The organism is Marinomonas polaris DSM 16579, assembly GCF_900129155.1.
In the GTDB taxonomy this organism is placed as follows: Bacteria; Pseudomonadota; Gammaproteobacteria; order Pseudomonadales; family Marinomonadaceae; genus Marinomonas; species Marinomonas polaris.
The window spans coordinates 1-24093 of record NZ_FQVF01000009.1 but is presented as its reverse complement, the minus strand read 5'-3'; the positions used below and the strand labels follow the sequence as shown (position 1 = coordinate 24093).

General features: G+C 41.3%; 23 protein-coding genes and 1 pseudogene. 20 read left to right on the top strand and 4 right to left on the bottom strand.

Features of this window, described 5'->3' with window-relative positions; all coding sequences use genetic code 11:
* The first annotated feature begins 83 nt into the window (after nt 1–83).
* Nucleotides 84–728, top strand: coding sequence for an HAD family hydrolase (locus BUA59_RS10810; protein WP_072839722.1), 645 nt, complete (start codon nt 84–86; stop codon nt 726–728).
* Nucleotides 729–777: 49 nt separating this feature from the next.
* Here BUA59_RS10810 and BUA59_RS10805 read toward each other — a convergent pair whose 3' ends face one another.
* Entirely contained in the window at nt 778–1806 is a 1029-nt protein-coding gene (locus BUA59_RS10805) for a nucleoid-associated protein (RefSeq protein ID WP_072839721.1), read from the bottom strand.
* An 86-nt stretch (nt 1807–1892) separates the two neighbouring features.
* Between BUA59_RS10805 and BUA59_RS10800 the strand changes: the two genes are divergently transcribed.
* From BUA59_RS10800 to BUA59_RS10785, 4 genes are all read left to right on the top strand, one after another.
* Nucleotides 1893–2210, top strand: a complete 318-nt coding sequence (locus BUA59_RS10800; RefSeq protein WP_084122352.1) for a hypothetical protein — start codon at nt 1893–1895, stop codon at nt 2208–2210.
* Between the two features lie 109 nt (nt 2211–2319).
* Nucleotides 2320–2742: a VOC family protein gene (locus BUA59_RS10795; RefSeq protein ID WP_072839720.1), complete on the top strand. Its 423-nt coding sequence runs from the start codon at nt 2320–2322 to the stop codon at nt 2740–2742.
* Nucleotides 2743–2861: 119 nt separating this feature from the next.
* Nucleotides 2862–3491, top strand: a complete 630-nt coding sequence (locus BUA59_RS10790) for an OmpA family protein (RefSeq protein ID WP_084122350.1) — start codon at nt 2862–2864, stop codon at nt 3489–3491.
* A 178-nt stretch (nt 3492–3669) separates the two neighbouring features.
* Nucleotides 3670–4530: an NAD(P)-dependent oxidoreductase gene (locus BUA59_RS10785; protein WP_072839719.1), complete on the top strand. Its 861-nt coding sequence runs from the start codon at nt 3670–3672 to the stop codon at nt 4528–4530.
* 370 nt (nt 4531–4900) lie between these two features.
* Here the strand turns inward: BUA59_RS10785 and BUA59_RS10780 are convergent, their stop codons facing one another.
* Nucleotides 4901–5446, bottom strand: coding sequence for a TetR/AcrR family transcriptional regulator (locus BUA59_RS10780; protein WP_072839718.1), 546 nt, complete (start codon nt 5444–5446; stop codon nt 4901–4903).
* A gap of 145 nt (nt 5447–5591) precedes the next feature.
* Here BUA59_RS10780 and BUA59_RS10775 point away from each other — a divergent pair, with 145 nt between their 5' ends.
* Entirely contained in the window at nt 5592–6575 is a 984-nt protein-coding gene (locus BUA59_RS10775) for an NAD-dependent epimerase/dehydratase family protein (protein ID WP_072839717.1), read from the top strand.
* Between the two features lie 4 nt (nt 6576–6579).
* On the top strand, nt 6580–6807 hold the full coding sequence (locus tag BUA59_RS10770; RefSeq protein WP_072839716.1) for a hypothetical protein: 228 nt from the start codon (nt 6580–6582) through the stop codon (nt 6805–6807).
* A 103-nt stretch (nt 6808–6910) separates the two neighbouring features.
* Here BUA59_RS10770 and BUA59_RS10765 read toward each other — a convergent pair whose 3' ends face one another.
* Nucleotides 6911–7669 carry a DeoR/GlpR family DNA-binding transcription regulator gene (locus BUA59_RS10765; RefSeq protein WP_072839715.1) on the bottom strand — a complete coding sequence of 253 codons (759 nt, stop codon included), beginning with the start codon at nt 7667–7669 and terminating at the stop codon, nt 6911–6913.
* A gap of 281 nt (nt 7670–7950) precedes the next feature.
* Between BUA59_RS10765 and ltnD the strand changes: the two genes are divergently transcribed.
* The 6 genes from ltnD to BUA59_RS10735 are packed head-to-tail and all read left to right on the top strand — an operon-like array spanning nt 7951 to nt 14018.
* The gene (ltnD, locus tag BUA59_RS10760) at nt 7951–8853 is read left to right on the top strand and encodes an L-threonate dehydrogenase (RefSeq protein ID WP_072839714.1); all 903 of its coding nucleotides are present in this window, start codon (nt 7951–7953) and stop codon (nt 8851–8853) included.
* A 1-nt stretch (nt 8854) separates the two neighbouring features.
* Nucleotides 8855–10108 carry a 3-oxo-tetronate kinase gene (otnK, locus tag BUA59_RS10755; RefSeq protein ID WP_072839713.1) on the top strand — a complete coding sequence of 418 codons (1254 nt, stop codon included), beginning with the start codon at nt 8855–8857 and terminating at the stop codon, nt 10106–10108.
* Nucleotides 10108–10740, top strand: coding sequence for a 3-oxo-tetronate 4-phosphate decarboxylase (gene otnC, locus BUA59_RS10750; protein WP_072839712.1), 633 nt, complete (start codon nt 10108–10110; stop codon nt 10738–10740). The genes otnK and otnC overlap by 1 nt, the downstream gene beginning before the upstream one ends.
* Nucleotides 10740–11516, top strand: a complete 777-nt coding sequence (otnI, locus tag BUA59_RS10745; RefSeq protein WP_072839711.1) for a 2-oxo-tetronate isomerase — start codon at nt 10740–10742, stop codon at nt 11514–11516. The genes otnC and otnI overlap by 1 nt, the downstream gene beginning before the upstream one ends.
* 33 nt (nt 11517–11549) lie before the next feature.
* Nucleotides 11550–12497, top strand: a complete 948-nt coding sequence (gene denD, locus BUA59_RS10740) for a D-erythronate dehydrogenase (RefSeq protein ID WP_072839710.1) — start codon at nt 11550–11552, stop codon at nt 12495–12497.
* 36 nt (nt 12498–12533) lie between these two features.
* Nucleotides 12534–14018 carry a GntP family permease gene (locus BUA59_RS10735; protein WP_072839709.1) on the top strand — a complete coding sequence of 495 codons (1485 nt, stop codon included), beginning with the start codon at nt 12534–12536 and terminating at the stop codon, nt 14016–14018.
* 55 nt (nt 14019–14073) lie between these two features.
* On the opposite strand, the gene BUA59_RS10730 is transcribed toward BUA59_RS10735, so the two are convergent.
* Complete coding sequence (locus tag BUA59_RS10730) at nt 14074–15252, bottom strand: BaiN/RdsA family NAD(P)/FAD-dependent oxidoreductase (RefSeq protein WP_072839708.1); 1179 nt, start codon at nt 15250–15252, stop codon at nt 14074–14076.
* Nucleotides 15253–15598: 346 nt separating this feature from the next.
* Here BUA59_RS10730 and BUA59_RS10725 point away from each other — a divergent pair, with 346 nt between their 5' ends.
* From BUA59_RS10725 to BUA59_RS10695, 7 genes and pseudogenes are all read left to right on the top strand, one after another.
* A complete protein-coding gene (locus BUA59_RS10725) occupies nt 15599–16183 on the top strand; it encodes a hypothetical protein (protein WP_072839707.1) in 585 nt (194 codons plus the stop codon).
* Nucleotides 16184–16285: 102 nt separating this feature from the next.
* Nucleotides 16286–17581 (top strand): imelysin family protein, encoded by a 1296-nt coding sequence (locus BUA59_RS10720; RefSeq protein ID WP_072839706.1) that lies wholly within the window; start codon nt 16286–16288, stop codon nt 17579–17581.
* A 90-nt stretch (nt 17582–17671) separates the two neighbouring features.
* Nucleotides 17672–19051, top strand: coding sequence for a di-heme oxidoreductase family protein (locus BUA59_RS10715; protein ID WP_072839705.1), 1380 nt, complete (start codon nt 17672–17674; stop codon nt 19049–19051).
* Nucleotides 19051–20109 (top strand): imelysin family protein, encoded by a 1059-nt coding sequence (locus BUA59_RS10710; protein WP_072839704.1) that lies wholly within the window; start codon nt 19051–19053, stop codon nt 20107–20109. Before BUA59_RS10715 ends, BUA59_RS10710 begins: the two co-directional genes overlap by 1 nt.
* 6 nt (nt 20110–20115) lie before the next feature.
* A complete protein-coding gene (locus BUA59_RS10705; RefSeq protein ID WP_072839703.1) occupies nt 20116–21222 on the top strand; it encodes a DUF1513 domain-containing protein in 1107 nt (368 codons plus the stop codon).
* A 111-nt stretch (nt 21223–21333) separates the two neighbouring features.
* Complete coding sequence (locus tag BUA59_RS10700) at nt 21334–23577, top strand: GGDEF domain-containing phosphodiesterase (RefSeq protein WP_072839702.1); 2244 nt, start codon at nt 21334–21336, stop codon at nt 23575–23577.
* 219 nt (nt 23578–23796) lie between these two features.
* A pseudogene (locus BUA59_RS10695) lies at nt 23797–24093 on the top strand (transposase); the annotation flags it as partial.

The window sequence follows — 24093 nt, the reverse complement described above, 5'->3', positions numbered from 1 at the left end:
AAAAATAATAAAACCCCCTCCCTTCCTTAACGCCCCCCAAATTCGTTATCATCAATACTCATTCACAACAAAATATCTTCTTTATGACTTACTCTTACAAAGCAATAATCTTTGATTGCGATGGTGTCATTGTCGACACAGAAAACATATCCAATACTATTTTAAAATCCATGCTTAGTGAGTGCGGCCTTGAACTCGACGACGAGACTTTGCACGCAAAATTCACCGGATTCACCAACAAAGAAAACCTCATCAATGCCGAAAAATTACTTGGTAAGCCATTACCAGCGAACTTTGATGAAGATTATAGACAGCGTTTTCATGCCATCATCGAAGCTGATCTAGAACCTATTTCTGGTGTGCGAGATTTACTCAGTAAAATAACAACCCCCATTGCCATGGCGACCAATGCACGACGCCAAGAAATGAACTTCAAATTAGACAAAATTCAATTGTCTGAGCGATTTTCTACCCGTTTCTGTGTCGAAGATGTGGAAAATGGCAAACCAGCGCCAGATCTTTACCTAAAAGCAGCTCAAGCACTAAATGTCGATCCGAAAGATTGCTTAGTGATTGAAGACTCTATTGCTGGAATTACGGCAGGACGAGCTGCTGGAATGAGAGTACTCGCCTTTAGCGAAACCCTTGATGAGAAAATGCAAGCTGCCGCAGGTGCGACTGAATGCTTTAAAACCATGAAAGAACTAGAAGGCTTGTTAGGTCTTTAACAAACCTTCTAACGTTCATTCAAATTAGTTCGACTTGTCTAACAAAAAATCAGTTAGACATTGCCTGCAATTGTTTCAGCAGACTCTTCGGCAAGTCTTTAATAGTAAGCGTGCCAGAGTCTGCATTAAACACAATCGACTCAGCCAGCAGCTCGCTATCAAAACTAATCGTCAAAGCACGAGAACTGCCGGACAAACGCGTCAATTTTTTCAGTGCGGCTTTTTCGACAAAAATTTCTTTTTCCATCTTAAAGCTATCTGAATCGGCGATTTCTAAAAACTTATTCGCTTGCTCAATAGAAAATCGAGACTCAACCTGAGAAGCAATCTCTTTAATCGCCAAAGGTTCACGGTCTTGCGCTTTCGCCTGACAATGTTCAGAAACTACTTTTTTAAATTCATTAGCTTGCTTAGATGGAAACCCTTCTGACTGACAAAACGCCGCCGTCAAATCCACCAGTTTGCGTGTTTCTTTTGCCGCGACTTTAGGTTCATCACAACCAATAAACTGAGTAAAATACTCACTCTCGAATTTAGGCGCTCGACCAAAACGGAAAGAAATATAGCGACCTTCATCGCCAGCTTGCCATGCTGTCAAATTGATACGCAACGACATATGAAGTTTTTCCATCTCAATCTGCTCAATTTGAGACAAACTAAGATCCGCACCAAGGCCAATGCCTTTTTTGCGTTTCAGCATCACTATGTACAAGAAATGCGTATCGTGAAGCTCGTAATGGTTAAACCACAATAAACCACCTTCAGCTTCTTCAACTGGCTCTAAATATTTTAGGAACTCCGCCGCGCAATCTTTGGTAAATCCCGCAAAATCCACAAAGGTATCGTTTTTAAAATTCTTAAAAAGTAGAGCGGGTAATTGTGCGCCCTCCTCACTTCCCTGAGGGTTAACAAAACGCCCTGTATTCATGCCAGAACGATTAAATAGATTCGTCACCTGAGCAGACAGGGCTTCGGCTTGCCCATCAACTGGGTTCTCATTTGGACGCGCAATAAGTATCGCTTTACGCTCGCCTTCATGCTTTTGAATCTCGTGCACAATTAAGTTGCTAATAGACACCAGCTACCTCTTACGTTTAATATGGATGATTACGATCAATTTTTAACCCATCGACTTACTAAAGGATCTCCCCAAACCAAAACACTATGATAAAACCAAAAACCACTAAAAGAGACACACGAAAAGAACTTGAGTCTCTGGTAGATCAATTTATCAAGAAAAACGGAACGATCCAGCAAGTCGACATGGGTGAATCCGGTTTAGTTGATGGCAAGTATAACACGAGCCATATGGGCTTTAACGAGCCAAAACAAGATCGCACGCCATTAAATCACGTTGTTGCCGCTATTCAACAACGAAAACACAGTAAATCCCCTCCACCAGCACCAACCAAAAAGCGCCCTAAGAAAAAAATCATCTATGATGACTTCGGCGACCCTCTTCGTTGGGTCTGGGAAGAATAACAAGACTTACCACTCAAATTAAAAAAGAGCCTTCTGTCTATTGTTTTGAAATGCCAAGCTGATACTGCAATAATACTCCCGCATATCTTCACCAAAATAGGGAGTGATCATGTCTATTCGATACCTACATGCCATGATAAGAACAGATAAACCAGAAGAAAGTCATGCCTTCTATACTGAAGGCCTAGGTCTCATTCAAACAAGACGTATGGACAGTGAAAAAGGCCAATTTTCGCTTATCTACTACGCTACTGAGCAAGGTGCGCCAGAAGTAGAACTAACTCATAACTGGAGTGATCGCACTTACACTGGCGGTGACCAATTCGGCCACCTAGCCTTTGAAGTAGACAACATTTACCAAGTATGTGAAAAACTACAATCTATGGGAGTAACCATTTTACGACCACCTCGCGATGGACACATGGCTTTTGTTAAAGACCCAAATGGCATTTCGATCGAACTATTACAGAAAGATGGGTCTCTTGAAAGCGCTGAACCATGGGTATCCATGGAGAACACTGGCAGCTGGTAGTTACATAAGTTTACAAAAAAAGGGATTAATTAAACAACGCTACAAAAATACGATAGTCATATTGGCTTGTATTTCTTAAGCTAACAGAATCGTAGAACTTAAAGGGTAGCAATAGCGCCATGAAGACTCTCATTAAAACCATCGCACTAACAGGAACATTACTGGTTTACGGGCATTTATCTGCTGCCGAAAGCCTATATGCTTCTAATGTACAGTCTCGATTGGCTGATGCAGATCGAGATGGCGTTATTGACGCTCGAGACCTTTGCCCAGACACTACTGAAGGTGCAGCTGTAGATAACTATGGCTGCCCTAACCAAACGACCAAACTACTCTCAGTAGAACTAAACATTCTATTTGATACGGGTAAAGCTGATATTAAACAGCGCTTTTATTCTGAGCTGAAAGATCTTGCTAAGTTTTTAAAAGAACACCCAGCAAGCACAGTGGTCATTGAAGGCCACACAGACAGCCAAGGTTCAGCAGAGCTAAACCAAGAGTTATCTCAACAACGCGCCTCATCTATTGCTGATGTACTGGTAGACAGCTTTAGAATCCAAGCAGACCGTGTAAAAGGTATTGGCTATGGCGCAACACGCCCTATCGCAGATAACGAAACAGAAGACGGTAGAAAACTAAACCGTCGAGTTGTAGCTGAAGTCTTTGCCAAACAACAGTTTGCCAACGAACGTTGGACAATCTATAGCGTAGACAAAAACGGCAGCACCGCGCTAAACAACAGAAACTAAGCGCTTAGCAAATAGAACATCCAGAAAGCCAGTCATGATAAATGACTGGTTTTTTTGGTTTGGAGATAGGAGCCATCTAAAAGCTAAGCCATTTTTCATTTCCTATCCCATTTTTGAGCAACTCCACCTTTTCTATTTGTTACACTGTCAGAAATAACACCAAATAAGAGAGAGTTTTATGGCTAGTGTTGGGTTTTTAGGTTTAGGCATCATGGGTAAGGCGATGGCAGCGAATTTGGTTAAGGCTGGATTCGATGTGACGGTATGGAATCGCAATTCAGAAAAATGTGCTGAGTTAGTCGCATTGGGAGCCCGCCAAGGCTCAACACCAAAAGACGTCGCGGCTAGCTGTGATATTACCTTTGCAATGGTGTCTGATCCTGAAGCGGCGTTAGCGCTTTGCCAGGGCCCTGATGGCGTCGCGGCAGGTATTGGCGCTGGTCGCGGTTATGTTGATATGTCGACAGTAAACGACACAACCTCTAAAACCATTGCTGGTTTAATCAGCCAAGCTGGCGGACGCTTTCTAGAAGCGCCGGTTTCTGGTACTAAGAAGCCTGCTGAAGATGGTACTTTGATCATTCTCGCCGCGGGCGATCAATCCCTTTATAACGACGTTAAACCCGCGTTTGAGGTGATGGGTAAAATGTCACCGTATCTTGGCGATGTCGGTCAAGGCGCTAACATGAAGCTAGTCGTTAATATGATGATGGGCGGCATGTTAAGCATTTTCAGCGAAGGTATGTCTTTGGGACAAAAAGCTGGTTTAGACGGTCGGCAGATTTTAGACATCGTCGATGCTGGCGCCATGTCGAATCCGATGTTTAAAGGCAAAGGCGCCATGCTGCTGAATGAGAACTACACCACCAGCTTTCCGCTTAAACACATGCAAAAAGATATGCGCCTTGCGGTTGCCCTAGGCGATCAACTTGAGCAACCTTTGCCAACTGCAGCAATTGCCAACGAAGCGTTCAAACAAGCGATAAAAGCAGGCTTTGCGGAGGAAGACATTGCCGCGGTTTATAAAGTGATAAAGTAGTCATTGCAGTAACATTTAAGAAGTTAGTTGAGTACTCCACTAACTTCTTTTCTCTTATCTCTTCTCAGTGTGTTATCTAAATTCATGGATCTACAGTCCACAGTCCACAGTCCACAGTCCACAGTCCACAGTCCACAGAATTGTAGTATGAGCTTTTTTATCCTGAAGGCAGCATCCTTACATGAGCATTTTTTGAGAAAAATGGAATCTTAAAATTCAGCTGCAATGAATCTCAGTGAGACTAACTAAAAGAATAAGCCTCTGAATATCTAACACATAAGTGCAATCAGCAACACCATACAAAACAACATCCCATTAAGAGAGTTATTAAATTAAGCAGCTCAGCACTTACCTTCGTTTCATGTCATATTTAAAAAGCAGGTTCGACAGTTTTAATTATAATGTCAATTAATAGGTCAATTTGATTTGTTAATGTCTCTAAAGTCTGAGCATTAGCCTTAAGTCCACGAGAAGTAACTGAAAAAATGTAAGCTAAATCTTGAGCATCCAAACTAGAATCCGTTGGCAAAACACCTCTGATTAACTCAGCAAGCATAGCCTGAAAAATTTCATAGTGATTATTAACTGCATCAGGTGCATAAGAAGATACATTTTGTAAAATATCTCGCCCTGTATCCAACACTATCACTGAAGCTGCTGGTTGAAGCGTCCAAACATCAAAAAAACGCTCAAGTTTTCTGCGAAACGATAGATCAGACAAAGCTAATCCTTCTGTCTCGCAAATATTATGCTCTAGTGATTCATTGATTAGACCAACGACAATCGACTCTTTATTTGGATATGACTTATAAAGAGTAGTTCGAGAAATCTGACAGGCATTGGCAATGTCTGTCATGGTCACTTTAGGGTACCCATACTTCAAAATAAGTTTCTGCGCTTCTCTGAGAATAATCACGTTAAATTCTATCCATCGTCTGTAGATACGAAAGCATGCCTAAAAAACATATTGACATCAAGTGTTAACCTGTTAAGTTACCCAAAAGTGGACAAAATTACATAATATGTTCACATGTAAAATCACGAGTTTATATAGGTGCACTATGAAAATTTTCATATCTGGCGTTACAGGTTATGTTGGACGGAATGTCGCTAGACACTTAGCTCAGTCTCATGAGATCGTTGGTCTTTCACGAGACAAAGAAAAAGCCAAAATCCTTAAAGACACCTCGTTAACATTCGTATATGGAGATCTACATCGCCATGCACTAAGAAATGAGCTAAAAGACTGTGATATCGTAATTCATACAGCAGCGGATACAGACCATAAGAATCTTTCCAAAACCCAATATAAAACGAATGTCGATGGTACAGCCCAACTGCTCACAGCCGCTAAGGTAGCTGGAGTGAAACGGTTCATTCATATCAGCACTGATTCGGTACTACTGACAGGCAAGCCTATGAAAAATGTGTCGGAAGACGCCTCATATCCAAAAAAGAGTGTAGGAGACTACTCACACACCAAGCAACTAGCGGAAAGGATAGCGTTAAATGCGAATTGTGACGCTTTCACTGTTATTGTGCTGCGACCTCGCTTTGTCTGGGGGCGCGACGATACAACAGCCATGCCACAAATACTAAAGGCTATTGAAAATCAAACATTTTCCTGGATCAGCGGCGGACACTATCTCTCGTCAACGACGCACATTGCCAACTTATGCCATGCCGTTGAAGCCTCTCTCTATCGCGGCACCCCTAAGGAAATCTATTTCATTAGCGATGGCGATGATAGACCCTTCCGAGAGACCATTTCTGGCCTAATCGAAGCCCACGGACTAACTGTTCCAGATAAAAACATCCCTGGTTTCATTCCTCTAGTAATTGCAAAGTTAGACAGCTTACGCCGTCGTCTAGTCCCCAAAAGCAGTCCACTTCCAGTTACTTTTCAAGAATACGCCACAAGCGCTGTAGAAGTTACCCTAGACATTACCAAAGCCAAACAAGATTTAAGCTATCGTCCAATTATGACATTTCAAGCAGGACTAGATGAATTAAAGACAACGAAGTCTACCAAGCAGCTATCGTAATGTAATGAGCCGAGTTGGTTTCTTGCGGTGGGCAGCAGCTTTCACTCGGCTGCCGCTCAAATACATGCAAAAAGATATGCGCCTTGCAATTGCCCTAGGCGATCAACTTGAGCAGCCTTTGCCAACCGCCGCGATTACCAATGGAGCGTTCAAACAAGCGATAGAAGCAGGCTTTGCGGATGAAGACATTACGGATGAAGACATTGCCGCGGTTTATAAAGTGATAAAGTAATGAGCGTTCAAGGATAAGAGGTAAGTAATACTGACATTCGAATGTAAGTATTTCTTTCCTCTCCTATTTTTCTTTTCCTGATTAGAGAACGGCAACCAAAAAATTAAGCAGTTAAAATATCAATGCCTTTATCTCTCAATTCATTAAACGCGCTTTCTGGCAATCCTGAGTCGGTAATAATGGTATCAATTCGCTCCATATCCAATGCATGAAAGGCGGCAATTTTCCCATATTTAGAGGTGTCGGAAACCAGACAGACAGCTTTCGATGATTTGGCAATAGCATGCTTAACAATGACTTTATCTTCATTTGGTGTAGATAGCCCTTTCAAATTCCAAGACGAAGTCGAGATAAAGGCGATATCGATGTTCATGCTTAATAAAAAATCGGCCACTTTTGATCCAACGGTAGACTGGTTCTGTCGGTCGATTTTTCCGCCTGTATGGTAAATATCGTTAGCAGAATTCGCCATTAGGAAAGCCGATATAGCAAAGTCGTTAGTGATAATGAGCAGGTCATTTCTTTGGGTTATTTGGTGAGCAATTTCTAACGTTGTGGTGCCTGCATCAAGGTATATCGTCATATTTGGAGCAATGATACTCGATGCCAACTTGCCAATTTGCTCTTTCTCAGTGGCAAACTGAGTAATTTTAATATCATGCGAGAGCTCAATATGAATGTTTCTTGCTAGCTGCACGCCTCCAGAAACTGAACTAACTTTGCCAATAGCCTCAAATTTTTCAATGTCTCGGCGAATAGTCATATGAGACACATTAAATAAATCAACCAGCTCTGAAATACTCACTACTTCTTGATTCTTTAATAATGTCAGGATCTTTCTTTGCCGCTCTACTGGAATCATCTTTCCGCCGTTCAATTCGCAAAATTACTTCCACTGCAGCTTAACAAAAAAAAACCGCCATGTGAATTTATGTGAAAAAGTATCTATACATTGCATGAAAGCACTATTTTTAACGCCCTCAATCACACTAGCAACACAGCACATAGGCAAAAAACACAAAAACCTTTCAGACTGAGTGTTAAATATTGTTGAAATATGTGAAATAAAGCGTTTTAATCATTCCCATCAATTATAAAATCACAAATCTGAACATAAACTAACAATAATTCAGTAGGTATTGTATGACAAATAAAGCGAAATCCGTCGGTGTGATCGGACTAGGCTCAATGGGCATGGGCGCGGCCAAGTCTTGTATTAACGCAGGATTGGACGTCTATGGTTTTGACTTAAACCCTAAAGCCTTGGAAGAGCTAAGCCTAGCAGGAGCTAAAGCAGTCTCTAGCAGCGCTTTAGATTTTGCCGAGCAATTAGACGCTGTCTTAGTGCTTGTTGTAAACGCAAAACAAGTAAACGCTGTACTTTTTGACAGCGGCTTAGCCGCCGCACTAAAACCACAAACTGCCGTCATGGTGTCTGCGACTATTTCCGCAGAAGATGCTAAAGCCATCCACCAAAAACTATCTCAATACCAATTATTGATGCTCGATGCGCCCGTGTCTGGCGGTGCAGCGAAAGCGGCAACAGGTGACATGACTGTCATGGCATCCGGATCGCTAGAAGCCTTCGAGAAACTACAGCCTGTCCTAGATGCGACAGCGGCTAAAGTCTACAACATTGGCGAAGAGATTGGCCTTGGTGCGACGGTTAAAATCATCCATCAACTGCTCGCTGGTGTACATATTGCTGCTGGTGCAGAAGCGATGGCGCTTGCTGCTCGTGCAAACATCCCGCTTGATCTTATGTATGACGTTGTCACAAATGCTGCTGGCAACTCTTGGATGTTTGAAAACCGCATGAAACATGTTGTCGATGGCGACTATTCACCTAAATCTATGGTGGATATTTTTGTTAAAGACTTAAACCTTGTTGCAGATACCGCCAAAGAACTTAAGTTCCCTCTTCCTTTATCTAGCACTGCTTTAAATATGTTCCTTTCTGCTAGTAACGCAGGTTTCGGCCAAGAAGATGACAGTGCGGTTATCAAGATCTTTGATGGAATCAATTTACCAGGCGTGGAGAAGTAATATGTTATTAGGTGTTATTGCCGACGACTTTACTGGTGCTACCGATATTGCAGGTTTTCTTGTTGAAAATGGCATGCGTACTATTCAAGTGAACGGCATCCCTTCAGCAAATACGGAGATAAATGCAGACGCTGTCGTCGTTAGTTTAAAGTCGCGCTCATGCCCGACCGAACAAGCGATTGAACAATCTGTTGCGGCTCTGAAATGGCTTCAAGCTCAGGGCTGCAAACAATTTTATTTTAAGTACTGCTCAACCTTTGATAGCACGGCTAAAGGCAACATCGGTCCAGTAACGGATGCGCTTCTGGATGTCTTAGGCGAAGACTTTACTATTGTCTGCCCTGCCCTGCCAGTTAACGGACGCACTGTTTTTAACGGCCATCTTTTTGTGCTTGGTCAGTTGCTCAGTGAATCAGGTATGCGTAACCACCCAGTCACTCCAATGACTAATTCTAATCTTATGGATTTGATGGACGCGCAATCTAAAGGCAAAACGGGACTGATTAATTATCAAAGTATTGAGCAAGGCGCAGACGCCATTATTGGTGAATTTGCTGAGCTAAAAGCACAAGGAAAACGTTACGCCGTTGTCGATGCTTTTACAGCGGAACACCTTAATGAGATTGGCAAAGCAGTTAGCTCATTGAAATTAGTAACTGGCGGTTCAGGGTTAGCAGCAGGTATTGCAAAAAACTGGGGAGAACACTTACAAGACCAAACCCAAGCAAAACAAGCAGGTCACCCAGCTAAAGCACCAACCATCATATTTTCAGGCTCATGCTCTGTCATGACCAACAAGCAAGTTGAGCTTTATAAAGCCAAAGCGCCTTTCTTTGCCCTTGATATTGAGCAGTGCATGAGCAATGAAAACTACGTCAACGTGTTATTTGACTGGGTTGTCAGCCACGCTAACGAGTCATTGGCACCTATCGTTTATGCCACGGCGGATGCTGAAAAACTCAAAACAATTCAGCAGCAATACGGTGCAGAGGCGTCCAGTCAAGCAGTTGAGACTCTCTTTAGTTTGTTGGCTATCAAGCTGCAAGATTTCGGCATACGTAATTTTATTGTTGCAGGTGGCGAGACGTCAGGCGTTGTAACTCAAAGCCTAAAAGTCGATAGCTTTCACATCGGTCCTCAAATTGCCCCTGGCGTGCCTTGGGTAAAAGCCATCAATCAAGATTTATCGCTGGCGCTTAAATCTGGCAATTTTGGCGACGAGAACTTTTTCACCACGGCTCAGGGGTACTTTTAATGAATGAAGCTGAATTGAGACAACAGATGGTCGACTTAGCTCGCTCTATGTTCGATCGTGGCTACGCAACAGGTGGTGCCGGTAATTTATCGTTGAAATTACCTAATGGTCATTTTTTAGCGACGCCGACGGGGTCATCTTTTGGTCGCTTAGTTGCAGAAGACCTGTCTGTCGTTGATAAAGACGGTAACCATCTATCTGGTAAACGACCTTCTAAAGAAGTGGCTTTTCATTTAGCCATTTATGAGAAAGATCCAAACTGCAACGCTATCGTGCATTTGCACTCTACTTATTTAACGGCACTTTCTTGTCTAGAAAATCTGGATCCTAGTAACGCCATCAAAGCATTTACACCTTACTACGTGATGCGAGTCGGTGAGCTTCCGGTCGTCCCTTACTATCGCCCAGGCTCCCCACATATTGCTGAAGACCTTGCAAAACTGGCGGGCAAATATCGAGCATTTTTGCTAGCTAATCATGGGCCAATCATCACTGGCAGCGATTTTTTAGACGCTGTTGATAATGCAGAAGAGCTAGAAGAAACCGCTAAATTGTTCTTTTTATTAGCAAACAAACCTACTCGTTATTTAACCGATGACGAAGTAACTGATCTAAAAGGGAGAGGCAAATAATGGCTAAATTTGCAGCAAATCTAACCATGTTATTTACCGATGTGCCGTTCTTAGAACGCTTTGAACGAGCACATAATGCGGGCTTTAAAGCAGTTGAATATCTATTTCCTTATGCTTTTGACGCTGATGTCTTAGCGTCTAAATTAGAGCAATATGGATTTGAACAGGCTTTGTTTAACATGCCTCCTGGCAACTGGGATGCAGGTGAACGAGGCTTTGCCGCTATCCCAGGCCGTGAAAAAGAATTCCAACAAAGTGTAGAAACCGCTTTAACCTACGCAAAAGCGCTTAACTGCAAAAAAGTACATGCTATGTCTGGCATTGTTGATCAAAACTTCACCCGTGAAGAACATATCAACACATTCATAAATAACATTCGCTTTGCCGCAGACGAATTTGCTACGCACGGTATCGAGCTCATGATTGAGCCACTGAATAACCGTGATGTTCCTAACTATTTTATTGCTCATCAAAGAGAAGCTGCTGAGCTAATAAGACAAGTAGATCGACCAAACGTCAAACTACAGCTCGACATCTATCACGCTCAAATTATGGATGGTGATCTAACCCACCTAATTCAAGATCTTGCTGATGTCACCGGTCATATTCAAATTGCTTCTGTCCCTAAAAGACATGAACCATCTGAAGGCGAAATCAACTATCCGCATTTATTCAACATATTGGACGAGTCTGGATATAAGGGCTGGATTGGCTGTGAATACAATCCAAAAAACACCACAGAAAGTGGCTTAGCTTGGGTCAAACCTTATTTATAAAAAAGTCAAAATAAAAAGTATAAGGATAAAAATATGAATATTGTCATTACTGGCGGAGCTGGTTTTTTAGGTACTGAACTATTAAAAAATTTATTGGAAAACTTCCATACAATAAACAGTATTAAAATTGTTGATAGAGTTTCATTAAATCCAGGTTTGATAACAAGTAACAGAATCCAATCTATTATTGCTGATATTACCGTTGCAGAAGAAGTTAAAAAGATCATTGATAAAGAAACAACTCATGTTTTTCATCTTGCGGCAATCGTATCAAGCCATGCGGAAGAAGATTTTGAACTTGGTATGTTGGTTAATTTAAAAGCGACTCAACTTTTATTGGATCGTTGCCGCGAAGCCAACACAAATATTCGCTTTGTTTTTTCAAGTTCTCTTGCTGTATTCGGCGGACAACTACCAGAAAAAATCGATTACATGACAGCAATGCAACCTAGTTCATCTTATGGCACTCAAAAAGCCATCTGTGAATTATTAGTGAATGACTATGCGCGAAAAGGCTTTGTTGATGCTGTATCTGTGCGCTTACCTACCATTTGCATACGCCCAGGAACACCGAATAAAGCGGCATCTTCTTTTGTTAGTGGCATCATTCGCGAACCCTTAAAGCATGAGAAAACCAACTGCCCAGTCGATCTAAATCTACCCCTGTGGGTATCCAGCCCAAACACTGTCATTAAAAATATTGTTCACGCCAGTCAGATCAATACAGATAGTTTAGAGGGATTTAGAACCATTAACCTACCGGGCTTACAAACATCTCCAAAAGAAATGATTGAATGCCTTTCCAGCGAATATGATGAGTCTTATCTTGGTTTTATTTCCTATGAAAAAGACTCAAAGATCGAAAAAATCGTTTCAAGCTGGCCAAAATCCATTAATAACGAAAAAGAGCTATCACTAGGCTTTATAAAAGATAGCAACTTCAATTCGATATTTAGTGAATATGTAGAATCAGTAAAATAAAAAATAATCTCTAATAAAAATAAAGGAAATAAAAACATGCTACCTATATCTGTAATCGGCTTGATAATAGCTGTATTCGTTTTAATATTTTTAGTATTAAGAACAAGAGTTCACGTGTTAATTGCCATGCTAATTGCAGCATGCATTGCCGGTTTAATCGGTGGGTTGAGTGTTGATGAAACCATGTCAGCCATCAGTAAAGGATTTGGTGGAACATTAGGCGGTATCGGTATTGTTATCGGTTTAGGCGTCATGATGGGGGCAATTTTAGAAACCTCTGGTGCTGGCGAATCAATTGCTTATCACTTCATCAAGTGGCTAGGGAAGAAAAAAGAGGAAATGGCTTTAGCTATTACAGGCTACATCGTCAGTATTCCTGTTTTTGTGGACAGCGCACTGATAATTTTGTACCCGATTGCTAAGTCTTTAGCAAAAAAATCCGATCGCTCTATCTTAACCTTAACAGTAGCGCTTGCTGGTGGTTTGGTTGTTGCCCATCACTGTATTCCACCAACACCTGGCCCATTGGGCGTAGCAAGTATCTTTAATGTCGACTTGGCTTCTATGCTTGGTTTTGGTCTCTTAATCGCCATTCCTTGTGTATACGGTATTGTTTTGTATGCTCGCTGGTTGGAAAAGCACTTCCCTGAATTTTCAGTTTCACCAACTTTAGCCGCTGATGACGATCTTAAGAAAATCCATGATGATTACATGGCTTCTAAGGAGTCAAAAGAACTTCCTTCGCTGATTAAATCAATCATGCCGATTGTGGTTCCAATCGTCCTAATTTTGATTAAGTCGCTTATGAGTCTTGCCGAGAAACAATTTGGTATGGAAGGCTTATCTACTAGCGTCGTTGGTGTTGCTTTTAACTTCCTTGGTAATCCTATTATTGCGCTTTCAATCAGTACATTACTTGCTGTGTATACGCTAACGCCTTATTTGGATAAAGAGACAACAACCCGGAAACTAGAAGAAGGCATATCTACTTGTGGCATCATTCTTTTGGTAACAGGCGCAGGTGGTGCATTAGGCAGCGTATTACGTGAATCTGGCGCAGGTGCAGAAATTGCTAACCAAATTGTTGCTCTTTCTATATCGCCAATCATGATCCCGTTCATTATTGCGACCTTAGTTAGAATCATCCAAGGAAGCGGCACGGTGTCGATGATTACTGCAGCCTCTATCTCAGCGCCAGTACTAGCAGAAATGCAAGGCGTTAACATGCTGTTTGCTGCGTCTGCCGCAACTATGGGTAGTTTGTTCGCTGGTTACTTTAATGACAGCCTATTCCACATTGTTAACCGTTTAATGGGCGTTACTGAAGTGAAAAAGCAATTGGTAATCTGGACTGTTCCAACAACAATTGCTTGGGCTATTGGTGGATCACTTATCATGATCCTGAACCTAATATTCGGCAGCCTAGGCAGCATCTACGATCCTGTACTACCGTTACTCGTATTAGCTGGCTGTATCTTGTTTGTGAAAAGCCAAAGCAAGCCACAAATCAAGACAGCTTAATAGATATAATTAAATAAGCATCCAAGGGCCGACAGTGAAATGTCGGCTTTTTTTTTCAAACATACTGTCCTGCACAAAACCCGCTCGCCCAAGCCCATTGAAAATTATAACCACCGAGCCAGCCAGTCACATCAAGCACTTCACCTATAAAGTAGAGCCCTGGTTGCTTTTGTGATTCGAAGGTTTTCGAAGATACTTCGTTGGTGTTTACGCCACCTAGAGTTACTTCTGCGGTGCGATAGCCTTCGGTACCATTAGGAGCGATGTCAAAGTTGGCAAGATAATGGAACAGATTGTCGATTTGTTCATTAGACGTTTGCGCACTGCGTTCGGTTAACCAAGGGAATTCAGCTTTGATTAGCTCTACCAATCGCTTTGGTAATAAATTTGATAAGAAGCCTTCGTAGCTTTTTTTCGGAGTGCTTTGGCGAACGTCGAGTAAGTCGTCTAAAGATAAGGTCGGTGCGATATTAATGTTAAGTGTTTCGCCCGGTTGCCAAAAATTGGTTATTTGCAAAATAGATGGGCCGCTTACGCCACGATGAGTAAACAGCATTGGCTCTTGAAAAGTCACACCACTTGCTGTTGCGGAGATCTCGCACGCAATACCTGACAATTCAGCTAGTTGTGCTTTACGATCTGGTTGTACCGTAATAGGCACTAAGCTAGCACGAGTTGGTAAAATATTGTGTCCGACTTGTTTAGCGATGTCGTAACCAAAGCCTGTTGCACCCATGGTTGGAATCGACAAACCACCAGTGGCAACCACGAGGGATTCGCAAGTAAAGTCCCCTTGGTTAGTTTTAATAACGGTCTGTCCGTCTTGAAAATCAATATTATGAATTTTTGTATTTAACCTTAACTCTGCCCCAGACCATTCAAGCTCTGTCAGCAATATATCAAGCAGGTCTTTTGCGGAATGTTCACAAAATAATTGTCCTGGAGTTTTCTCCACATAATCTAAACCATGACGATCCACTAGATCAACAAAGTCTTGCGACGAAAAACGACGTAGCGCAGAAATACAGAAGTGTGGGTTGTCAGATAAAAAATGTTTAGGAGCAGCATCCATGTTAGTAAAGTTGCAACGACCTCCACCAGACATAAGAATTTTTTTACCTGCTCTATTTGCGTGATCCAACACCACCACTTTTTTACCTCGGTAGCCTGCTGTTGCCGCACACATTAAACCAGACGCTCCGGCACCAATTACGATCACATCAACTTTATCCACAACCTACCCCATCACTTATTTGTGGCTGCATTATAGTGTCTGGGTCATTTATTACCATCGAATCGGGTGTGTTTTTCGCCAAATAAAAGCAAAAAAAGAATTACAAAATCTTGTCCACAGAAACCGTTAAGAAGGCTGTGGGAATCATGAATATTCCCTTAAAATTCAATGCACTAAATAAAATCAAACATTATTTATTAATTTTTTAAAAAACATCAAACAGACCAAAACCAAGAAATTTTTTTGAGAAATGCAAACTATTTTTAAAAAAGACCCTGTACAAATATACTGTCTAGATATACAGTACTGTATAAATAAACAGTAAAGATATTTTAAGGATGTGGATATGATCAAGCTATTAAGCCCTACTCATACTATTCATAAAGTTGCACTTTTTGGCATCATCGCCTTAGCTTTGTACGCGCCAGCAAAGGATCTAGTTCAATTTGCAGAAACACATTTTGCAAAAGAAAGCATTCAGATTGTTGATGCATCATTTGGTACTAATATGCCTTGGCAGGAAGCAAGCTCTTCTTATGTTAAAGTCAGCCAAAATGCACAAACGAGCCTATCCAGTTCTCAAATTATCTATACGAAATTACGCTTTACTAATCCGACGTCTAAACCACAAAATTACCGTAAGATTTGGTTGAATTTCTCTCACGCAAACGGTGATCAGGAATACACTACGGATTACACCTTATATAACACTGAAACTCGTCAGCGACTTATTGGGCAGTCAATTCAGTTAGGGGCTAACAGCAGTATTGATGTAGTTGCAGCGTATCGATTCATTCCTAGCTATAAGAACAAATCACCAATCAGCATGAGCGTTTCTTGGGAAGGACAGAATCTTTTAAGAGATAAAGCATGTGAATATGACCTTCACAATACGGCAGGTAATACCTTTCAATATCAGTGTGGGAATTAATAGTTCCCCACTATTAATGTAAAAAATGTGCAAAAACAGTCATTGATAATCGTTTTCATTTCTAATATTATGCTTTAACAAAATAATATTGGAGCTTCAGACATGAAACGATTGTTAACCCCCATCGCAATTTGCGTTACAGGTGCGATGCTTACAGCCTGCGGACCAGCTACCGTAAAAAAAGAATCTAGCGTTATCACAGCAGATTCAGTTGTCGTTCATTATGCTGATATTGCCGAAGCTGTTTATGGTGACTCTTTAACAACTGCAAAAACACTTCGTTCCTCTATTGATACATTCTTAGCTAATCCTACAGAAGTAAACTTGAAAGCCGCTCGTACTGCATGGGTTGCTGCTCGTGTTCCTTATCAGCAAAGCGAAGTCTATCGATTCGGCAATCCAATTGTGGATGAGTGGGAAGGTAAAGTTAACGCTTGGCCATTAGACGAAGGCCTGATCGATTACGTTGCAGCAGACAGCTACGGCACTGAATCCGATTTAAACCCTCTTTATGCTGCAAATGTTATCGCTTCTACAAGCTTGATGATTGGCGGTGTGAAAATAGATACAACTAATATTACTCCTGAACTTATTGCCGACAGCCTTCAAGAAGCTGATGGCGTAGAAGCAAATGTCGCTAGTGGTTATCACGCCATTGAGTTTTTACTATGGGGTCAAGATCTAAACGGTACAAACCCTGGTGCGGGCGAACGTCCTGCTACGGATTTTGATTTAAATAATTGTTCAAATGGCAACTGCGATCGTCGCCGTGACTATTTAGTAGCGGCTACCGATTTGCTTATTTCTGATTTAGAAGAAATGGCGAATAATTGGAAACAAGGTGGCGCTGCACGTGTTGCATTATTAGAACAATCACCAGAACAAGGCCTATCTACTATTCTTACCGGTATGGGAAGTTTGGCATACGGCGAATTAGGTGGCGAAAGAACTAAACTTGGTTTGATGTTGCACGACCCAGAAGAAGAACATGACTGCTTCTCTGACAATACACATTGGTCACACTACTATGACGCTAAAGGCATCAAAAATGCCTATCTAGGTGAGTACAAACGTGTAGACGGTAGCTGGGTTAAAGGTGCATCTCTATCTGATCTTGTCGCTAAGCAAAACCCTCAGTTAGACACAGAAATGAAGCAAAAGCTAAACGAAACAGAAGCTGCTGCACAGGCAATGGTAGATGCCGCTAAAAAAGGCCAGACCTTTGATGTTCTAATTGCGATGAATAACACTAAAGGCAATCAACTGGTACAAAACTTTGTTGATTCATTAGTTAATGAAACACGTACTACTGAAGAAGTCATTCATGAGTTGAACCTTGAAGGTATTGCTCTTGAAGGGTCAGACAGCTTAGACAACCCAAGTGCGGTATTTCAATAGAGAGCAGAATAATCTGCCACCCTATAAAATTAACGAATGGGATACCAAGGAAGATGTGTCATTTAGTCAGTTAATGGTATTTGTCTATTTATGACAGCAAATGTAAAAAATGGTATTTTTCTAGTAGCTGGCGTTTACGCCAGCTTTTTTTGTTTTCAGAACACAGCTGTAGCCAGTGATTATTCAACACCTCTTGTAGGAATTAAGGTTGAAGACAAACTCGACTTTCATATTGGCGAAGGTGTATTTCAAAAGTTTTGGGTACCAGCCCCCTCTTCGACGACCGCTAGCGATGGTTTAGGTCCGCTATTTAATACTCGCTCGTGCAATAATTGCCATGTCAATAATGGTCGTGGTCACGCTCCAGAAGCGAATATAAGTGGCGCATCCGTTCCTTCTTTTTTAATTAAGCTAGGAAAGTCTTATCCTGCTTACGACAACAAGACCAATAAAATCTATCCTCACATTGGCGACAAACGTTATGGACATCAGTTACAAGGCCTAAGCTCTCCAGGTATTTCGCCTGAAGGCGATTATTACCTCACCTACAGTACGTACACTGAAACACTAGACGATGGTACAGAAGTCAAACTAAGAAAACCCAAACTTCATTGGAGCAAGCTTAATTATGGCGACTTCGAGAGCAACACTGGCTTTACCATGCTGGTATCACCAGCTTTGGTTGGAATGGGGTTATTAGATAACATTACTGACGAAATAATTATATCTGGCGCCGATCCTGACGATACAAATAACGATGGCATTAGTGGACGTGTCAGCTGGATATTCAATGGTGAAAAAAAGGTCATTGGTCGTTTTGGCTATAAAGCCTCTGTGGCAAGTGTTAGCGCGCAAAATCAGTCTGCATTTAATACCGATTTAGGACTATCGACGCCGCTTAATCCGTCACCGTCGGGCGATTGCACTGCTTTTCAACGCGATTGCATGGAAAGCCCAAATGGTAACAGTCCACATTTAGATAATTTAGAAGTTGATAAACAGCAAGCTAGATTGGTCGATCTTTTTGTATCATTGTCTTCACCTCCAGCAATGCGTAATCTAACCAGCGACATTTTTTTAGACGGAAAGCGCTTTTTTGAAGAAGGAGGTTGCGCTAGCTGTCACATTCCCAAAATGAAAACGGGCAATAATTCAGATTTTGCGGTATTAAATAATCGTACTTTTTACCCTTTTACAGACATGCTATTACACGATATGGGACCAGAACTCGCTAGTGGATTTCCAAGCTTTTCAGCATCCCCGAGCGAATGGCGAACAGCGCCATTATGGGGCATTGGATTATCTGAAAAAATCTCAGGCCGTGTTGGCTTCTTGCATGATGGTCGTGCTCGAACAATAGAAGAAGCCATTCTTTGGCATGGCGGAGAAGCTAAACGTAGCCAAGAATTTTATAAGAATCTAAACAAAGAACAACGCAAAAAACTCATTTACTTTTTGGAGTCGCTTTAATGAAATATTTTCCTAAGCTAATAGCCCTAGCCATTAGCGCTTCCACACCTCTGCTTGCCTCAGCTGGTCAGTGGGAAGGTCCACTCGACGGCATCGTAGCCAACGTGGTCAAACAAGGCTATGTATCCTATTCTGAATCATCAAAGACATTACAACAACGCACAGATGCACTCTGTGCTTCACCATCTAAAGAAACACTTCATGACGCGCAAGACGCGTTCCAGACCAATGCGTTGGATTGGCAGCAGGTTCAGTGGCTAAACTTTGGCCCCGTCACTTACTTTATGCGTTACTACGCTTTTGAGTATTGGCCCGACAAAAAAGGCGTAACTCAACGTCAACTAAGAGCTCTAGCACAAGGCGATCCTGCAGTTATGGATGCACCAAAATTCTGGACATCAGCGAGTATTGCGGTACGCGGCTTAACGGCAATCGAAAGTTTGCTTTACCACCCTGATTTCGAGCCAATACAATCCGCCGAGCATTGTCGTTTGCTTGAAAAAGTCACAGCTCATCACTTAGAAAGTGCTGACGCTGTCGCAAAGCAATGGCAAAACGGAACAGCGCAAGATTGGGTATTTGACGAAGAAGGTACTGGCTTTGATCCAGAAAAAGTCGCGCTAGAATTGTTTTTACAGCAATGGATCGAGCATATGTCGGCGGTTAAAGACGCCAAGCTTGAAACCCCGATAGGCTATAACAGCCGTGAAAACCTAAAACTTGCCGAATTTTACCGAAGCGATCTTTCCTTAAGAGCCATCCAAAAGAATTTGCAGTCATATCGTGAGATTTATCATGCAGGCTCACCGTCTTTGTATGAAATCGCCAAACAGAAAAATCCTGAGCTAGCTGAACAGTTTGAAGTACAACTAACGCAGAATATTAAATTAGCACTTCAATTGCCGAGTGATTTTTTCCATGCAAACCATACACAAGAAGATCGTATTGCTCTAGCGAAACCTTTAGTGAAATCGATATCTAATAGCCAGTCTTATCTCGCCAGTATGGTTACTCAACTAGGCTTCCAGATAGGCTTTAATAGCAGAGACGGAGACTAACCATAGATGCTTTCAAGACGGTCTTTCCTTGCGATGAGTGGCGCAGTCATTACTGCACCATCATGGGCAACATTAACCCAACAGGATGCAGGTAAGAAACTTTACGCCTCCGCATATTCTTTGAATAAACAAGAACATTTTTTTGGTCTATTCGATGAAAAAGGCGACATAGTATGGAATGTTCAACTTTTAGATAGAGCACACGCTCCGGTTGTCCACCCTAGCCAAAGCATTGTTGGTATTGTTGCCCGAAGGCCTGGTTTTTTTATAGATTTCTTTAATGTATCGACTCATCAAAGAATAACGAGAATCGAGCCTATTAAAGAACATCATTTTTATGGTCACGCTCTTTTCACCACTGATGGCAAACACCTAATCACTCAAGAAAACCACTACCCATCCGGACAAGGTAAAATATTTGTGCGCGATTGGCCAAGTGGCCAGGTGGTTCAATCTTTTAACAGTAATGGTATTGGCCCTCATGAGTCCGTACTTTTAAATGACCAAGTATTAGTGATTGCCAATGGTGGATTGATGACTCATCCAGACGAAGACCGAAAAATCTTAAATCTGGATACCATGAAGCCAAACGTTACTTATCTAAATCTAAAAGATGGTAGCATTTTAAATCAGTCTGCCAATAGCGATGATTTACACCAATTGAGCATCCGACACCTTGATGTAAACCAACAAGGAATCGTTGCATTAGGTTTTCAATATCAAGGCGAAATGTGGGACCAAGTGCCATTAGTTGCCCTATCTCGTCTTGATCAGTTAGAACTAGAATATCTGCCTATTCCAGAAGAAGTGAGAGTTCGATTTAAACAGTACTGTGGCAGTGTTTGCTTCGATAGCTCAGGTGAAATACTTGCTATAAGCACACCTAGAGGTGGATTAGTTGCCTACTGGCATGTGAGCTCAAAAACCTTCTTAGGAGTGGAAAACTGCCGAGATGTTTGCGGTCTGGTTGCTACAGACAACGCCCATGAATTTTTACTAACAAGCGGTATTGGCTCTCAACTAAAAAGCAATCCTGTACAAAACGTCAGCAAAGAGCTCAAAAAACACACAACCTTACATTGGGACAATCATTTACGACAAATAAACACATGATTTTTTAATTTAAATTATAAACTGGCATAGTCAAATTCTTGATTTTTAGGTACTGTCTATTGAAAGCCGCAAATAACTGCGGCTTATTTTTTCGCATTATGAAGTTTATTAATGTTTATCAATTTTCTTAAAAATTATTTTTTGGTTGATTCAGCACAATCTGCAGGAGGCGATGAAAAAGCACTCCAGCAAAACGCTTTACGAATTTTACTCGCGCTGACGACCTGCATCTTTATGGTGTCAGAAATACATTCGTTATTTATCCCAAGAGACCTTTCCTTTTTAGGAATCAATAGCGTGTATTTATGCCTTCTCGGAGGGCTACTTTACTTCAGTAAAAAACACACAAAGATTACAGCAGTTTTATTTCTTATCACTCTAATCACAACAAGCTTTCTGCTACTGGCGTTCAGCGATGAATTTCATGCTGAAAAATACGCTTTAGTATCTCTATATTCTTTGCCACTCATTACTCGCTTGCTTTTCAGCTTTAAAGCCTCCTTAGTAGCGATGATTATTAATATCTATCCTTTTTACTTGGTGACTAGTGATAACACCCAAATAGACATCGCATCTTCTTTCTATTTTCAGTTACTCACGTTTGTTACACTGAACGTTGGCTTACCTTTTGCTGTCTCAAGAATTATTCAAACTCTCGAAAACAACACCTCTCACATGCGATTGCTTTATCAAAAACTTAATGATAATTACGCAATGTATGAGGAATTTTTTGAGAACACAGGGACGCCTACTTTACTTTGCGATCAACGAGGCAAAATCCTCAAAGCTAATCAATTAGTTCGTGAGTTACTTACAGATTCCCCACAAAAAAACATATCAGATTCAACCATTACTGATTGGCTATCTCCTCTTGGCGAAACTGGTCGTTTTTTTTGGCAATCAAACATAGCGGAATGCACACTAAAGCAAAAAACAAACATACACATTGAGATACGCAGAGCATCGTTAACCCAACATGGTTATTATGTTCTTCATTTGCAAAACACGACTCAATTAAAAGCAATACAGCAAGAACTTGAAAACACACAACAAACTAACAGTCGTTTAGCACACTTTGATTTACTCACACTTTTACCTAACCATAGACACTTCTGTAGACAAGTAAATCAACGCATTGATGAGCAAGACAATCACTTAACTGGTGCTATGTTCATTATCCGTATCAGCCAGTTTAAATTACTAAATAAACAATACGGTAAAGATAACGCCAACAAAGTTATTCTCAATTTCTCAAAAACACTGCAAAAAAAGCTATCCGAACAAGCCATTATTGGTCGCTTACGAGGCGTAAAATTTTCCTGTTTTGTACCATTAGGACAAGCTTATTTAATTCAAAAAAACCTATCTGCCCTCATACATTCTGTACTACCTAGCCAGATAACAGTTGATGGCAATAGATTAAATATGGACTATCAAGTTGGTATAGCCTATTACCATACCGACGGTAAAACGGCAGAAGAACTATTAGAACACTGTGAAATGGCATTAGAGTATTCGACAAGTACAGATAGATTCTCATACTACAACCACAGCCTCGAACAAAAACTCATTGAAGAACACAAGCTTGGCCTAAAGTTGAGTACAGCCATTAAAAATAAAAAAATAGTATTATGGCTACAACCACAAGTATCGCCAAATGGACAAATCCGCTCCTTTGAGGCTCTCGCTAGATGGCAATGTGATGGACAATTTGTTCCACCTACCACTTTCATTAAAATCGCAGAAAAATTAGGCTTACTTCCGCTACTTGCCGAAAACCTAGTACGCGAACTCGTAAGCACTCTCACAGAATGGCATAAAGAGCATATTCATACTCCAATAGCCTTTAATCTGGCTGGGCAAGAACTTATGAATGATTCATTTTTTGCTCTGTTGATGGCACTGATTGCTGATAACCCATGGTTGAGTGATATGTTAGAACTTGAGATTACAGAAACCAGCCCTGTAATGACTCACCCGCTTATACACAAGCGTTTAAGAAGCTTATCTCAATATGGCTACTCAATTGCCATTGATGACTTTGGTACAGGTCAGGCGTCACTGGGACAGCTTGTAGACATTCCAGCTAACATTCTCAAAATAGACCGTCGTTTTGTTTCCCCCTTGCCTGGCGATCAACGCCATGTAGATATAGTGAAGTCCACCATACAACTAGCAGAATCCCTTGGCATGAAAGTGATTGCAGAAGGTATCGAAACCAAAGAACAAGCTAATCTACTAGCAGCACTAGGCTGCCAAACACTACAAGGCTATTACTTTGCCAAACCTTCCCCTATGTCAGACTGGACAGAAAGAGATAACGCCAAAGCAAAAGAACTGCGCATGGTCTATTAATAATTATCAAACTGAATGCAAAAGGCCATCATAAATAATACTTCGCCTTAAAATATGCTGACGATTTTTTGTTAAGCAATAAGTGGTTCTGAAGTGCTTCCATACTGTTTTTGTCATTTAAAGATGAAGTTAGGCCGATATCTTTTATAAGTCTGGACTTCCCAGACTTTACTAGACACCCATTAACGTTAAAATCTAGTTAATCAAGAGGTGTTTTTTATGAAGTCCAAACGTTACCCTGAAGAGTTCAAAAGAGAAGCGGTTAAACAAGTGACAGAGCGGGGTTATTCTGTCTCTGAAGTCGCTCAACGGCTCGATACGACCACCCACAGTTTATATGCCTGGATCAAGAAGTTTGGAGAGCCGCAACCTCAATCATCAGAAGATCTTGATTTGGTCTCTGAGAACGCACGACTAAAGTCCGAACTGCGACGAATCACGGAGGAGCGTGACATTTTAAAAAAGGCAGCAAGGTACTTTGCCAACAACCCAGAGTAAAGTACGCCTTTGTTCGTG